The organism is Tsukamurella sputi (assembly GCF_007858445.1).
GTDB classification, from domain to species: Bacteria; Actinomycetota; Actinomycetes; order Mycobacteriales; family Mycobacteriaceae; genus Tsukamurella; species Tsukamurella sputi.
Map to the genome: position 1 here is coordinate 135779 of NZ_VIGV01000006.1, position 14250 is coordinate 150028.

15 protein-coding genes are annotated in these 14250 nt (G+C 70.0%); 6 read left to right on the top strand and 9 right to left on the bottom strand.

All coding sequences use genetic code 11. From position 1 onward, the window contains the following. Positions 1 to 61: 61 nt before the first annotated feature. Positions 62 to 1315, top strand: coding sequence for a cation:proton antiporter domain-containing protein (locus tag FK268_RS17935; RefSeq protein WP_146436540.1), 1254 nt, complete (start codon positions 62 to 64; stop codon positions 1313 to 1315). Positions 1316 to 1333: 18 nt separating this feature from the next. Here FK268_RS17935 and FK268_RS17940 read toward each other — a convergent pair whose 3' ends face one another. Beyond that, positions 1334 to 1855: a DUF937 domain-containing protein gene (locus tag FK268_RS17940; protein WP_146436542.1), complete on the bottom strand. Its 522-nt coding sequence runs from the start codon at positions 1853 to 1855 to the stop codon at positions 1334 to 1336. 197 nt (positions 1856 to 2052) lie between these two features. On the opposite strand from FK268_RS17940, the gene FK268_RS24280 reads away from it, so the two are divergent. Next, positions 2053 to 2196 (top strand): hypothetical protein, encoded by a 144-nt coding sequence (locus tag FK268_RS24280; RefSeq protein WP_158636144.1) that lies wholly within the window; start codon positions 2053 to 2055, stop codon positions 2194 to 2196. Here the strand turns inward: FK268_RS24280 and FK268_RS17945 are convergent. After that, positions 2159 to 3040, bottom strand: coding sequence for an alpha/beta fold hydrolase (locus FK268_RS17945; protein WP_158636145.1), 882 nt, complete (start codon positions 3038 to 3040; stop codon positions 2159 to 2161). The two genes, FK268_RS24280 and FK268_RS17945, sit on opposite strands and share 38 nt — an antisense overlap. Position 3041: 1 nt before the next feature. On the opposite strand from FK268_RS17945, the gene FK268_RS17950 reads away from it, so the two are divergent. Further along, the gene (locus tag FK268_RS17950; protein WP_166443500.1) at positions 3042 to 3269 is read left to right on the top strand and encodes an RNA-binding S4 domain-containing protein; all 228 of its coding nucleotides are present in this window, start codon (positions 3042 to 3044) and stop codon (positions 3267 to 3269) included. A 75-nt stretch (positions 3270 to 3344) separates the two neighbouring features. On the opposite strand, the gene rraA is transcribed toward FK268_RS17950, so the two are convergent. Both rraA and FK268_RS17960 read right to left on the bottom strand, forming a co-directional pair. Further along, positions 3345 to 3836 carry a ribonuclease E activity regulator RraA gene (rraA, locus tag FK268_RS17955; RefSeq protein WP_146436547.1) on the bottom strand — a complete coding sequence of 164 codons (492 nt, stop codon included), beginning with the start codon at positions 3834 to 3836 and terminating at the stop codon, positions 3345 to 3347. Beyond that, positions 3833 to 4048 (bottom strand): hypothetical protein, encoded by a 216-nt coding sequence (locus FK268_RS17960; RefSeq protein WP_146436549.1) that lies wholly within the window; start codon positions 4046 to 4048, stop codon positions 3833 to 3835. The genes rraA and FK268_RS17960 overlap by 4 nt, the downstream gene beginning before the upstream one ends. Positions 4049 to 4174: 126 nt before the next feature. Here FK268_RS17960 and FK268_RS17965 point away from each other — a divergent pair, with 126 nt between their 5' ends. Continuing rightward, positions 4175 to 5725, top strand: coding sequence for a succinic semialdehyde dehydrogenase (locus FK268_RS17965; protein ID WP_146436551.1), 1551 nt, complete (start codon positions 4175 to 4177; stop codon positions 5723 to 5725). A 56-nt stretch (positions 5726 to 5781) separates the two neighbouring features. Here FK268_RS17965 and FK268_RS17970 read toward each other — a convergent pair whose 3' ends face one another. Then, positions 5782 to 6135 carry a nuclear transport factor 2 family protein gene (locus FK268_RS17970; protein ID WP_146436553.1) on the bottom strand — a complete coding sequence of 118 codons (354 nt, stop codon included), beginning with the start codon at positions 6133 to 6135 and terminating at the stop codon, positions 5782 to 5784. Positions 6136 to 6260: 125 nt separating this feature from the next. Here FK268_RS17970 and FK268_RS17975 point away from each other — a divergent pair, with 125 nt between their 5' ends. Then, a complete protein-coding gene (locus FK268_RS17975; protein WP_193560301.1) occupies positions 6261 to 7022 on the top strand; it encodes a helix-turn-helix domain-containing protein in 762 nt (253 codons plus the stop codon). On the opposite strand, the gene FK268_RS17980 is transcribed toward FK268_RS17975, so the two are convergent. Next, entirely contained in the window at positions 7005 to 7931 is a 927-nt protein-coding gene (locus tag FK268_RS17980) for an SGNH/GDSL hydrolase family protein (protein ID WP_146436554.1), read from the bottom strand. The two genes, FK268_RS17975 and FK268_RS17980, sit on opposite strands and share 18 nt — an antisense overlap. Positions 7932 to 8016: 85 nt before the next feature. On the opposite strand from FK268_RS17980, the gene FK268_RS17985 reads away from it, so the two are divergent. Next, positions 8017 to 8508, top strand: coding sequence for a hypothetical protein (locus FK268_RS17985; protein ID WP_146436556.1), 492 nt, complete (start codon positions 8017 to 8019; stop codon positions 8506 to 8508). Between the two features lie 12 nt (positions 8509 to 8520). On the opposite strand, the gene FK268_RS17990 is transcribed toward FK268_RS17985, so the two are convergent. The 3 genes from FK268_RS17990 to eccCa form a co-directional block, all read right to left on the bottom strand. Beyond that, positions 8521 to 9150, bottom strand: a complete 630-nt coding sequence (locus FK268_RS17990) for a VC0807 family protein (protein WP_306461496.1) — start codon at positions 9148 to 9150, stop codon at positions 8521 to 8523. Then, positions 9147 to 10007 carry a glycosyltransferase family 2 protein gene (locus tag FK268_RS17995; protein WP_146436560.1) on the bottom strand — a complete coding sequence of 287 codons (861 nt, stop codon included), beginning with the start codon at positions 10005 to 10007 and terminating at the stop codon, positions 9147 to 9149. Before FK268_RS17995 ends, FK268_RS17990 begins: the two co-directional genes overlap by 4 nt. 78 nt (positions 10008 to 10085) lie before the next feature. Continuing rightward, the gene (gene eccCa / locus FK268_RS18000) at positions 10086 to 14174 is read right to left on the bottom strand and encodes a type VII secretion protein EccCa (protein WP_158636146.1); all 4089 of its coding nucleotides are present in this window, start codon (positions 14172 to 14174) and stop codon (positions 10086 to 10088) included. Positions 14175 to 14250: the final 76 nt, after the last annotated feature.

Genomic DNA, 14250 nt, shown 5'->3' on the forward strand with positions numbered 1-14250 from the left:
CCGTCGGGCGGGCCGGCGCAAGGCTAGGCTCTTCGACCATGACGCACCGCCGGATCGTTCCGTGAACGCCGCCGTCCTGACGGTGATCGGGGCGATCGTCCTGCGATCGCTGTTCGCGACGGGACTGGCGCGCTGGAACGTCGGCGCGCCCGTCGCGATGGTCGTCGCCGGTGCCGTCGTCGCGGCGTTCTCGCCCGGTTCCTTCGGGGTGGTGGGCACCGATACCGTCTTCGTCCAGCACGCGGCCGAGATAATCCTCGCCGTGCTGCTCTTCGTGGACGCCACCGAGGTCAAGGGGCGGCGGCTGTGGGGCCGGTGGCCGGGACTGGTGGGGCGCACCCTGTTCGTGGCGATGCCCGTCGCGCTCGCGCTCGCCGTGGGCGCGGGCGCGCTCCTGTTCCCCGGCCAGGCCTTCGGGGTGCTGCTCATCCTGGCGTGCATCGTGATCCCGATCGACTTCGCCCCGGCCGACAACGTGGTCCGCGATCACGCGCTGCCTGCGAAGGTGCGCAGCGTCCTCAACGTGGAGAGCGGCTACAACGACGGACTCGTCTCGCCGGTCTTCCTGTTCGCGCTCGCGCTGATCGGCGGGCGGCACGCGGAGGCGCAGTCGCCGCTGGGCGCCCTGGGCTCGGCGCTGCCCTCCTCGGCGATCGCCCTGGTGGTGGGCGTGCTGATGGGCGCCCTGCTGGCGGTGGTGATGGACTGGGCCACCGAGCGCGATCTCACCACGGTGCAGTCCCGGCGGATCATCGTGCTGCTCATGCCCGTGATGGTGTACTTCACGACCGTCGCGGTGGACGGCAACGGCTTCGTCGCCGCCTTCGCCGCGGGCACCGCGTACCGGTACGTCTACCGCGGTTCGGTCGCGCGGCGACTCCGGCGGCTCGGCCCGGGCCAGTCGCCGCGTCAACCCGTCGCGGATTCGCTCAACGCGGGGTTGCTCGAGGACGTCACGCTACTGCTGACGATGGTCATGTGGTTCGTGGTCGGTCTCGCCACCGCGTACCTGTTCGTGGTGGGGATCAGCTGGCAGCAGGTGCTCTACTGCGTGCTCGCGCTCACGGTGATCCGGGTGCTATCGATCCTCATCGGCCTCGCGGGCTCGTCGATGAGCGTGCGGGAGCAGCTCCTCGTCGGAGCATTGGGGCCGCGCGGAACGACGTCGATCGTCTTCGGCCTGCTCGCCTTCAACAGCCTGCCCGACGGCCCCATCTCGGAGCTCGCGCTCTCGGTGACGGTGCTGTGCGTGCTGGGCAGCGTGTTGCTGCACGGAATGGGCGCCGGCCCGCTCACGCGGAAGGTCTCCGAGTAGCGGACCGGCTCCGGGTTCCTACTTGCCCTTGAGCAGGCCGCCCAGGATGCTGCCCAGGACGTTGCCCGCGGCGTTGCCGCCGGCCTGCTGGTTGCCGCCGCCGAGCATGTTGCCCAGGATGCTGCCGAGCACGTCGCCGCCGCTCTGCTGCGGGGCCGGGGCCTGCTCCTGCTGCGGGGCGGCCGCGCCGCCGCCGGCCAGCTTCTTCATGACGAAGCTGATCACGATGGGCGCCAGGATCGGGAGCAACTGCTTGACCAGGCCGTCGGTGACGCCCGAGGAGAGCGGGGCCGCGGCAGCGGCCGCCACGTCGTCCGTCTTCTCGCCGAACAGGCTGGCCACGATCTCGTGGCCGTCGCCGTTGTCGGCGGCGTCGATGAGCTGGGCCTGCGGCTCGGTGGTGTCCTGCGCCTGCAGGCCGGCGAGCAGCGTCGGCACCGTCTGCTGGACGGCCTCAGAGGCGACGTCCTCGGAGACGCCGAGCTGGGCGGCGATGTCGGCGAGCGGGATGGACTTGATCAGGTCGTCGAGATCGGACACGGTTCTCCTTGGAGGATGTGTGAGGACGCAAATTGCGGGCGAACCCCCACAGCGTAGCCGCGGTGCGCGAGGGTGCTCGCGGGAACCCGGATGTGAGGAGCAACACGCGCGGCGCCTGAGCGCTGGACCCGGTCGCTGTGAGGGAATACAGTATCTGTAACCCACCGTTCCGCATCGAGATCGCACCGGAGACCGTCGTGAAGCTGCACCGCCGCCCCACCACCCTGCTGGGCTCGAAGGCGATCTCCCGGCTGCGCAATCGCCGGCTCGTGCGGATGCTGGCCGAGGACGGCGAGCGTCTGGTCACCCCGTCGGACCTGCGGTCCCTCCGGGCGGGGTAGTCGCGTCCAGGATCAGCGCCGCCACCTGCGCGGGCTGATCGATCATGGCGTGATGCCCGCTCGGCGCGATCACCGCGTACCGCCCGTGCAGGATCTCCGCCAATTCCTCCTGCTGCCCGAGCCAGCTCGTGTTCCACGGCGTGCGCCTGCCGGTGAAGGCCGCGGCCACCGTGACCGGGACGTCCGGTGGCAGGGGAGTCTCCTGACGCAGATCCGCCAGCTCGTGCGCCAGTACCGGATAGCGGCCGTTCTCCAGGAAGGCCGCGCGGAAGTAGTCCTCGGAGGAGAGGATCGATGCGTACTCGGGTGGCGGGTCGCCCGCGCCCAGGAGCCGGTGCGCCGCCGGACCGGCGCGGTTCATCCCGACCGCGGTCGCCGCGTCCGCGGACCGCAGTAGCAGCGCATCGCGCAGATCGCCGGGCAGCACCCAGCGCGGCGACGCCTCCACGCTCCCGTCGAGGATCACCGCTGCCGCTGTCCGGCTGGGGAATTCGCGGAGGAAGGCCTCGACGTAGAAGCTGGCCATCGAGTGGGCGACCATCACCGCGGACTCGATCTCCAGAGCGTCCAGCAGATCCCGCAGCCGGGTGACCTCGGAGTCCAGGGTGGGGACGGCGCCGTCGGGCCAGGGATCGGACAGGCCGTACCCGGGCCGGTCCAGCCGGACGACGGTGCGGCCGGGCGTGAGGAGCTCCGTCACGGCGTCCCAGTCGAACCAGTTCCCGGCCAGTCCGGAGCTCAGCACGACGGGCGGTCCGGTGACGGGGCCGGTCGCCGCGTCGACCACCACGTGGGTGCGGGTACCCGCGAGTTCGAGCAGCACTCCCCGAGAATAGTCGGGCATGATGAGGAGCGTGAGTGAGGCGATCGACGTGACCATCAGCGACGAGGTGATCCGGCTGGGGCAGTTCCTCAAGCTGGCGGGTCTCATCGACTCCGGTGCCGAGGCGAAGGCGGTGATCGCCGACGGCGAGGTGGAGGTGAACGGCGAGGTGGACCTGCGGCGCGGGCGGCAACTCGCCGTCGGCGACGTGGTGCAGGTGTTCGGGCGGTCGGCCCGCGTCGCGCGCTGAGCGCTCAGCCCGCGGGGTGAGGCGCCACCTGCCCCGAGGACGCTTCCGCGTGGTGACGGCCCCGGGGGATGTGGATCAGCGGAGGACGATGCCGTCGTCGTCGCTGAAGAGGATGTCGCCCGGGTTGAAGGTCACCCCGCCGAAGGTGACCGGAACGTCGCGCTGCCCCTCGGCGGTCTTCGTGGACTTGCGCGGGTTGGTGCCGAGCGCCTTCACACCGATGTCGAGCGTGCCGATCACGGCGGCGTCGCGGACGGCGCCGTAGGCCACGATGCCCGCCCAGCCGTTGGACCGGCCGAGCTCGGCGATGAGGTCGCCGACCAGGGCGGTGTGCAGCGAGGGCACACCGTCGGCGTCCGAGCCGTCGATGACGAGCACGCGGCCCTCACCCGGCTCGCCGAGGACCGACTTGAGCAGCGCGTTGTCCTGGAAGCACTTCACGGTGACCACCTCGCCGGCGAACTGCCGACGTCCGCCGAACTGGCGGAACTGGGTGTCGCAGCTGCGCACGTCGGGGCCGATCTCGTCGACCAGGTCAGCGGTGGGGGTGAACTGCACGTGACTCATGGCCGCCAGGGTATCCGGCTCGAGGATTCCGCCGATGACGAGGTGGCGATCGATATGTGCGGCGCCGCGCCGGTAGCAGCGGATTCCACGACGTGTACGCCCCCGCGATGGCGGCCGGCACGCACGATGTCGAGGATCTCGGCGAAGATCGCGGGCCCATTGCCGGTCACTTCCGTGTAGTCGAGTCGCATCACGAGGTAGCCGCCGCGCATCGCGGCACGGTCACGCCGGTTGTCCTCCAGGCGCTGCGGCCCGGTGTGGTGTGCGGCGCTTGGTTCTCCGCCTCGGGGATCGGGAACGCTATTGAGGCACCGTCAACAAGCGGGTATTCTGGCGTCATGCCAGCACCTACCCAGGCCACGTTCGACCGTCTTCGCGCCCTCTCGGCGTTCGACCACCCGGAGCAGCGGGACTCGCGCGATGTGCTCGAGGCGTTCTCGGGTGAGAAGGTCACCACCATCCCCGTCGGCACCGTCGAGGATGTGGAGAAGGCCTTCGAGCGCGCGCGCCTGGCGCAGAAGCAGTGGGCAGCGCGCAGCGCGAAGGACCGCGCCGCGGTGCTGCTGAAGTTCGCGGACCTGGTGAACGACCATCGTGCCGAGCTGATGGACATGGTGCAGCTGGAGACCGGCAAGGCGCGACAGTACGCCCAGGAGGAGGCGCTGGACGTCGCGATGACGGCCCGCTGGTACGGCAAGAACGCGCCGAAGATCCTGGCGGAGAAGAGCACCGACGGCATGATCCCGGTGTTCACCAAGACCCGTGTGCGCTACCAGCCCAAGGGCGTCGTCGGCGTCATCGCGCCGTGGAACTACCCGATCACCCTCGCCGTCTCGGACGGCATCGCCGCCCTCGCCGCGGGTAACGCCGTCGTGCTCAAGCCCGACTCGCAGACGCCGTACTGCGCGCTCGCGGCCGTCGAGTTGCTCTACCGCGCGGGCCTGCCGCGCGACCTGTTCGCCGTGGTCCCGGGCCCGGGCGGTGTCGTCGGTACGGCCATCGTCGAGCGGGCCGACTACCTCATGTTCACCGGCTCCTCCGCCACCGGCGCGACCCTGGCCGAGCAGTGCGGCAAGCGCCTGATCGGCTTCTCCGCCGAGCTCGGCGGCAAGAACCCGATGGTGGTCACCAAGGACGCGGACATCGCGCACACGGCCGACGGTGCCGCCCGCGCCGCGTTCTCGAACTCCGGCCAGCTGTGCATCTCGATCGAGCGGATCTACGTCGAGCGGGAGATCGCCGACGAGTTCGCGCGCGCCTTCGCCGAGCGAACCGCGAACCTCGCGCTGGGCGCCGGTTACGACTTCGAGAACGAGATGGGCTCGCTGGCCAGCAAGTCGCAGATCGACACCGTTGCCGCGCACGTCGACGACGCCGTCGCGAAGGGCGCCACGGTGCTCGCCGGCGGCAAGGCCCGGCCCGACCTGGGTCCGTTCTTCTACGAGCCGACGGTGCTCAAGGACGTCCCGGAGGAGGCGGTCTGCTTCAAGTCCGAGACCTTCGGTCCGCTCGTCTCGATCTACCCGGTGGACTCCATCGACGAGGCCGTCGAGAAGGCGAATGACACCGAGTACGGCCTCAACGCCAGCGTCTTCGCCGGGTCGACGAAGCAGGCGCACGAGATCGCCGAGCGGATCAACGCCGGCACCGTCAACATCAACGAGGGCTACGCCGCGGCGTGGGGTTCCACCGCGGCGCCGATGGGCGGCATGGGCATCTCGGGCGTCGGTCGCCGCCACGGCGCCGAGGGGCTGCTGAAGTACTGCGAGTCGAAGACCATCGCGCAGCAGCGGGTCATCGGCATCGGCGGGATCAAGGGCGTGCCCCGCAACGTCTTCCTCAACGTGATGCCCTCGGCGGTCAAAGCGCTCAAGCTGATCGGCCGGTAGCCCGACGGACCGCGACGGCCCCCTCCGGTGCGGAGGGGGCCGTCGTTGTTCTCCGGTCAGGACGGGACCCGGTCCAGGAATCCGGCGACGGTGGCGATGCGTCCGTCGCCGTCGACGGTCACCACGTCGAAGCCGATGACCGGCGGCTCCGCGCCCGTGGGACCGAGGCCCCACTGGAACCGGACCTGGCGGTGGTGTCCGTCGGGCTCGCCGATGAGGGTGAACTCGAAGCCGGGGAACTGCTCGTGCACGCCGGCCACGACGGCGCCGATGGCCTCCGTCCCGGCGACCTCGGCCATCGGATCGGTGTACGTGGCGCTCGGCGACCAGTGCTGCGCGAGCAGATCGCGGCGGGCCTGGCCGTCGGTGCAGTTCCAGGTGGCGAGGTAGGCGTCGACGACGTGGTTCATGGTGCCCTCCAGGGGATCTCGGTAAGGTCGATTCGAACGGTTCCGAGCATGCCGCCGATCCCGATGCGTGGCGATTACCTCGGAGGTAATGGTGGCACCTCCCCGACGCGGCTACATTCGCGACCATGACGACGATCGAGGTGGGACCGCTCCTGCGCACCTGGCGGCAGCGGCGACGGCTGAGCCAGCTCGAACTCGCCAGCCGCGCCGAGGTCAGCGGGCGGCACCTGAGCTTCGTCGAGACGGGACGGTCGCGTCCCAGCGCGGAGATGATCCTGCGGCTCGCGGAGCACCTGGAGGTACCGCCTCGAGAGCGCGACGCCCTCTTGGTGGCGGGCGGCTTCGCCCCGCGGTACGACCGGACCGCGGACGCGGCGGGCGTCCTCGCCTCGTTCCGGACGCTGCTCGACGCACACGCGCCCTACCCCGCGGTGCTGCTCGACCGCTACTGGGATCTGGTGGACGCCAACGACGTAGTGCCGCCGTTGCTCGCCGGGTGCGCCCCGCACCTGCTGGAGCCGCCGATCAACGTCGTGCGGCTCAGCCTGCACCCGGACGGACTCGCGCCGCGCATCGTCGAACTCGGGGCCTGGCGGGAACACCTGTTGCACCAGGTGGCGGCGCGGGCCGACCGCACCGCCGATCCGCGGCTCGCCGACCTACTCGCCGAGTGCGGGGAGTACCCGTCCGGCGGGCCTGCTCCCGCGCCGTCCGGCCCCGTCGTCGAGCTCGTCCTCCGCATGCCCGACGGTGCGCCGCCCCTGCGGCTGTTCAGCGTGGTCAGTACGGTGCTCACCCCGCAGGACGCCACCGTCGACGAGCTGCACCTGGAGACCTTCCTCCCCGCGGACGAGGCTACGCGGAGACGGCTACAGGCGGGGGCCTGAGGCGCGCACCGCCGCGGTGACGGCCGCGGCGACCGCCTCGCCCTCCTCGGGGAAGGGGTGCAGCGCGGCGGCACGGGGCACCTCGTGCACGCCGTTGATCCACGGCTGCGCGGTGCACAGCTCGTGTCCCCTCGAGGCGGGCTCCATGTCGATGTACTCGACGTGTTCGGTGGCGGCGGCGCGCTGCACTGCTCGGTTGAGCCGCTCGGTGAGAACGCTGCGCATCCACGGGATCGAGATGGAGCGGAAGGGCGAGATCGTGCCGCAGGTCCGGTCGCCGGCGAAGACGGAGGGGTAGCCCACCACCAGGATTCGCGCCCGCGGCGATCGTTCGCGCACCGCGCGGATGATCCGCTCGTTGGATGCCGTGATCTGTGCGAGCCGGGACGTGACCGCGTTGTCGGACAGGCGCGCCGGGCGCGTGCGCTGATCGTCGGTGCACCGCGCGGCGGCCGACGTCGGGCCGACCGCGCACGATTCGAGGATGCTCGAGTAGAGGTCGCCGTCGTTGCCGCCCAGCGAGATCGTGACGAGGCGGGCTGCGGGCGTGATCCCGTCGAGCTGCGGCGCGGCGCGGTAGTAACCGGTCTTGGCGGACCCGGCGCGCTGACTCGTGAAGGCGTCCTGAGTCTTGGCGCCGCCGCAGGTGTTGTCCCGCAGCGCGTTCGGAGCGATGCCCAGGGAGGCGGCGACCAGCTTCGGGTAGTTCCGCGTGGATCGCCCACAGGAGCGCTCCTGCTGCGTCGGGCCGACGGTGGCGTCTGCGGGCAGGGAGGAGTACGAGTCGCCGAGTGCGACGTACACGGGTGCGGCCGGGGCGGCCTGCGCCGGAGCGGCACCGATCGCGGCCGGCGTGGCGAGGACCGCCGCGCCGAGCAGGGACAGGGACCGGCGGGCTCGCATCGACATGCGGTCACTGTATTGCCTGACGGCGACCTCCGCAGGCCGGCGAAAACCCGTTGCGCTACGGCGCCGCCGACGACACCCTGGAGGTATGGAGGTCACGTTCGTCAAGCGCCGGAACGGGTACGACGTGCGGATCAGCCGTGCGAAGGGCCCGGAGCTGGCGCCTCGCGGCGGCCCGGGAGGCCGGCCGCCCGTGCCGCATGATGCGGCGCACCTCATCGTCGAGGCCGAGGCGGGCCTGCGCGGCGGAGTCTTCGGCCGGATCGCCGATGCCAATGGGCTTGACGGGCTCTTCTGGCCCGCCGATCCCGCGGAGCGGCGCAAGGCCTCGCGGCGGAATCGGCAGCCGACCGCAGCGCAGTCGGCGGACATGGCGCGGTCGGAGTACCTCGCCTCGCTCACTGCAGCGCTGTGGGAGGTCGAGCGCGGCCACCGTGCGCCCGATCCCGCCTGGCCCGGCGCGCTCGACGACGCGGACATCGACCCCGTCATGCTCGAGCGGATCTTCGCGCGGTACGACGACTTCGCTCCACGGTGGGCAGCCCTCGCCGATGGAGGTGAGCTCACGCTGCGGTGGTGATCGCTCTCGGTCTCAGGCAGGGCGGGGGCTCGCCCGACGGCGGAGTTCCATGCGGAGGGGCTGGTCAGCCAACTTGATGACGAGCAGCGCCAGCGGTACGAGAACGAAGCCGATGACCGGCCCGACCAGAACCACGGTGTCGATGGGGTAGTGCAGCGCGAGATAGAGGCCGGCAGATGACCCGGTGACTGCAGTGATGGCGCAGACCACGCTCATCCAGCGGATCCGGAGGCGGAATCGCGGCGATTCGTCGAGGCACCGGTCCCACGCCGTTGGTTCGACTTTGAGTGCCTTCACGTACATCGGTTCGAGAATGCTCGCAACGAGTGGCCTGCGGGTGAAGGCCGAGACGAGGAAGTATGCCGCCGCGAAGAATCCGTCGATGGACTGCGCGGCGAGCGCGATCCGTGGTTCGCCGGTGACGAGCGACGGTATGAGAGCTACCGCGAGGATGGCCGTCGTGAACAGCTCCAGCTGACCGACCTGGCGGGTCGCCAGCATGCGCCAGGCGACGATCACCAGACCGGTGACGATGCCGAGCACGACGCCGGTCAGTTGCGAGAGGCCAGCCAGCCGGGTGGCGCTGAAATAGGCGATCACCGGGAGGAGCGCGCCCAGGATCGCCGGCGGTGGTCTCCTCATGGCCGTTCCCGCTCGGTCCCGGTGCCGTGGAAGACGCTCCGCAGGGCGAACCCGCCGTCGCCGGTTCCGCGCAGGATCGCGAGCCGTACCGCATGGAATCCGACAGTGAGCGGCAGCGCCGCGGCCAGCCAAGCAGCCGTTGCACGACGTTGATGAAGCCAGAACGTGCGGGGCAGGTACGCGGCGTACGTCGCGTAGCTCCTGACGCCGGTGTAAAAGCGGCGCGGGGAGACCTCGACGACTACGTCGCGGATCAGGGCGCACTGCCCGCCGGAGTCCTGGATGCAGAGGGCGATGTCGACGTCCTCGAAGACGTCTCTGCGCATCGCGACGCGGGGACGGATCCGGCGCCAGGTCTCGGAACGGAAGGCCATGCTCGGGCCGAAGCAGTAGCTCACTCGCTGCGGACGGTTCTCGTTGCGACCCAACGGGTCGTTCCACCTGTTCAGCGCGGATTGGAACCGGCGTCCGGGGAGCCCGCGGAACTCCCCGAGGGTCGAGACGACGTCGAAAGTGCGGCCGTCGTCGGTGTCGAAGAACGTGCGAATGCGGTGGGCCCACCCCGGTGCGATGACGGTGTCCGCATCGATGCGGGCGATCACCGAGGAGGTTGCTGCGTCGAGCCCCGCGTTCCGGGCCCACACCAGTCCCTGGCGCGTCTCGCGGATGAGCTTCACGACGGGGTTCGACGCGGCGGTTGCCTCCACGAGGGCGACGGTCCTGTCGGTCGAGTTGTTGTCGACCACGATGATCTCGTCGATCTCCGAGCCCTCGGCGAGCAGCCGCTCGAGGCATTCCTCGATGACCTCGTCCTCGTTGTAGGCGGGAACGACAACGGTTAATGTGCTCTCTGCCATGGCGAAACGCTACGTCCGGCCCGTGGTGGTCGCAGCGCGGCGGCCGGTGAGACTACTCACAGGCACGGCGAGAACGGCCTACTCGGGAGCCAGGAGCAGGGTCTGGGCGTGCACAGGCGCCGAGTGGGGCCGGACGATGCGGACGCGACCGACAGGCTGATGGGTGAGGTGGATCCCGGGGGCCAGGCTGCCCTCTTGACGGTCGCCCGAGAACAGCACCATCGTTGCGTTGTGCTCGCGGATGCCGCCGACCACGCTGTCGTACAGCGCGCGGCTGATCCCCGCCGAGCGGCGCACGACGACGAGGTGCAATCCGATGTCGGCGGCGTAGGGCAGGTAGGGGATCAGCGGTGTCAGGGGATTGTTCGACGTGCTGGACGCGAGTAGGTCATAGTCGTCGACGATGAGGTAGATGTGGGGCCCGGTGAACGGCGCTGCCTGCTGTTGTAGATCCTCCGGCGGCAGCCGGCGTTGTAGTTCCTCAGCGATCCCCGCCGCGAGTGCTCCGGCCGCCGGTGGCGAACCCGCGTACCCGCCCAGGTAGTCGTCGGGGACGAAACCCTGCAGCGTGCGCCGCGGGTCGAACAGGCCGATGACCAATTGGTCGTCGGTGTGTGTCGAGACGAGCTCCTCGATGATCACGCGGAGGAGGTTCGTCTTCCCGGAACGGGATTCGCCGATCACGAGTAGGTGCTGGTCGGTCGTCGTGGGATCCAGCACGAGGGGTGCGAGGTCGGTCTCATTGATGCCCACGAGGAGTGGCTCGCGCTCGGGGAAACCGGAACGGAATCCGCGGTAGGCGAGGGCGTCGGGGAGGGTGGGGACCGGCGGCATGCTCTGCCCTGCGGCGCGCTTCCGCGCCGATTCGACGACCCCGTCGAATCCCGAATCCGAGGAGGCGCGGGGAAGGGCGATCTGGGCTTGCGCACCGAGGGGATCGGTGGTGATGACCCGGCCGGGCTGATCCGCGCGGATCAGCGTGTTCTGTGCGCGGCCGATCGTCGAATCGAGCGGGTCGTTGAGTCGATGTTCGATCTTGGTGCCGATCACCGCCTGCATCGACATTCGGAGATCTGCCCAGCGCCCGCCGGTGAGGACGATGTGGACGCCGAGTGCGAGGCCGCGGTTGCCGATGTCCTGGATCACGTCCACGAGGTCCTCGTGGGTCTCCTTGAACGACGCCCACCCGTCGATCGCGAGCACGATGTCTGTGGTCTCGATCTCCGGGAACTGCTCGCCGCGGTCGATGCGCGCTCGGAGGTCTGCGACCCCTTGGATGCGACGGGAGGCGAAGAACTGCTCGCGGGAATCGAGGCTGCCATGGAGGTCCGCCACGATCCGGCGTGCGAGGTCCCCGTCGTAGCGCGTCGCGATGCTTCCCGTGTTGGGGAGCCGTTCGAGGTCGGCGAGCGCCGTCCCGTTCGCGTCGATGATGTGGAAGCCGAGCGCCGCGGGCGGATGGCTGATCGCGCTCGCCGCCACGATGGTCCGGAGCGTGGTCGTCTTGCCGGTCTGGGGCGCGCCCGAGATGTAGACGTTGCCGGAGGTTCCCCGGAAATCGACGGTGAGCGGTGACTGTCGCTGTCGCTTGGGCTCGTCCGCGAGGCCGATGGCGACCGTGAGGTCCGTCGCGCGCGGGTGAGTATCCGTGCCGATCTCAGCGAGAGACAGCGCTGCCGGAAGCGGGGGCAGCCAGATGCGGCGCGACTGGAGTGCCGGCGCATCGAGGGCATTGAGGATGACGTCGAGGGTGGTGGTGTCGGATGGCGCGACAGTGGCCGCGGCGGAAGCATGGCGCCCGTGTTCTTCCGCAGGGGGAAGGAACTCGAACCGAGTCACCTCGGGGGCCGCCTCGCTCTGTACGCGTTCGACACTGGGCCGGTACGGGCCGGAGACGAATGCGGCTTTGAACCGGGTGAAGACGTCGGGATCCACCTTGAGGATCGCGGAACCGGGCACGGCGGGCAATGTGTGCGCGTCGGAGACGCCGAGCGCCGTACGGGATTCCTGCGCCGTGAAGGTCCGCAGTCCGATCCGGTAGGAGAGGTGCGATTCGAGACCGCGGAGCCGCCCTTCCTCGAGACGTTGTGTGGACAGCAGAAGATGCACACCGATCGATCGGCCGATCCGTCCGATCTGGACGAACAGGTCGATGAAGTCGGGCTTGGCCGAAAGGATCTCGCCGAACTCGTCGATCACGACGAAGAGCGCCGGTAGCGGCGCCAACTGCTCCGCCGCGGGATCGGCGAATCGGGCCCGACGCAGTCGCTGGTACTCGGTGACGTTGGGGAGATTTCCGGCGTCGGCGAGGACGCGCTGGCGCCGTTGGAGCTCACCGAGGAGCGCGTCGTGGAGGCGGTCGACCAGTCCCAGGTCATCGGCGAGGTTGTCGACCGAGGCGCTTGTGTGGGGGAGACGCTCGAATCCCGCGAACGCGGCGCCGCCCTTGTAGTCGACGAGGACGAACGAGAGCAGGTCCGGCGGATGCGCGATCGCCATCGATGTGAGGAGGGTTCGTAGGAGCTCGGACTTGCCGGATCCCGTGGCGCCGATGCAGAGTCCGTGCGGTCCCATGCCGTTCTGCCCGGACTCCTTGATGTCGAGGCGGACCGGGGCTCCCGCGGCGTCCGCGCCGATCGGGACGTTGAGGTGATCGCTGAGCGGCCGGGGTCTGCTCCACAGGGTCGCGGGATCGAGGTCGGCGGGATCACCGATGTCGTGGAGGGACGGAAGGTCGAAGGTCGACTCGAGTGCGCTCGACGGAATCGGATCCGCGACGAGGCGCAGCGGCGCGAGTCGCCTGGCGCAGACGGTGGCGAGCTCGAGAGTCCACGCGTCGACGGTGCCGCGATCCGTCCCCAGGATGAGGCGTTTGACCCAGACCGGACCTGCGTCGAGGTCGATGCCGTTGATCGAAGCCGCGGAGATCCTGCCGTCGTCACCGTCGAGAGCCGATCTCGAGCTTCGCGCGGTGGTGGCGTTCTCGGCAGCGTCGCCATCGCTGTCCGCGTCCGAATCGTCTCCACCCAGGAGCCGGGTGAGGACCCCGGTCAGGTCGGTGACGTCCACCTCCCCCGTGGGAGAGACGCGAACGCGGGTGTCGACGTGCCCCGGCTCGTCGACGCGGCGCTGGGTTTCGGTCACGAAGCAGATGCCGAGCTGCTCCGGTGAGACTCCAGGTGGAAGCAGATCTGCGGGGTCGGTACCCGCCCCGATACCGCCGCCGATCCGCGCGGACTCGGTCATCACTACGACGAGCGTGGGTCCGTCCCAGGCCGACTCGGAGCGCGAGCGGTGCCCACGGTCGCTGAGCGCGGTGAGTCGTGCGGAGATGATCTCGACGAGTCGCGCACGCATCTCATCGAGATCGGTGGTGATGCGGCGGGCGGGGAAGGGGCCGTCGAAGCGGCCGGGATCGGCGGTGTGCGGCAGCCACTTCATCCAGTCGAACCTGCCCGCCCCGGTGACGGGATCGGGCGGGGTTCCGATGTCCTCGGGCGTGGTGCACAGCATGATCTGGAGGTCGGCGGGGGCGTGCAGAGTGGCGGCGCCGAGAACGATCGCAGTGATCGTGCGGCCGGTCTCGTGTCCTTCGCCCAGCACCGAGACAGTTCCGCGCAAGCGCACGGCGACCGGCACTCCGGTGACGGAATCGGCACGTTGGAGGAGCCGGTCGGCGTGGGCAGCTGCGACCGGATCGGGCGGCGCGGCGGAGCCTGCAGGGCCGGGGAGGCTGATGGACCGCGCTATCGGTCCGATGCCCTCGCCGATGCGGACGACCAGGAAGTCGATGTCGCCGCGTCGGCGTTCGAACAGCCGCAGCCGGTTGACCGCGATCTGCGGTAGGGCCTCGGGCACCGGATGCCGCCACGCCATCGCGGCGCGGTAGTCGAGGATGTCCTGGTCGATACCGAGGCGCATCCGGCCGATGTAGTCCACATAACCGAGGCGAGCCTCGCGGGCTTCGCGACGGCTGCCGGTGCGCGCGAAGACGACACTGGCGATGGCGGCGAGCACCATGGAGGCGATGATCGCGACACCGGCGAGCATCCGGATCGGATTGTTGCCGGAGAACAGCATCGCGCCGGCCCCGATGGCCGCACCGAGGGGGAGCACCGCGCGAACGACCGTGGAAATGCCGCCGGCGCCGCGCGCGGTTGCAGGCACTGCCGGGATATCGAGGGGAGCGACGTTCAGCTCAGGACCGCGCCCGCGCGCGGGCCGACGGAAAATGGTGACCGAC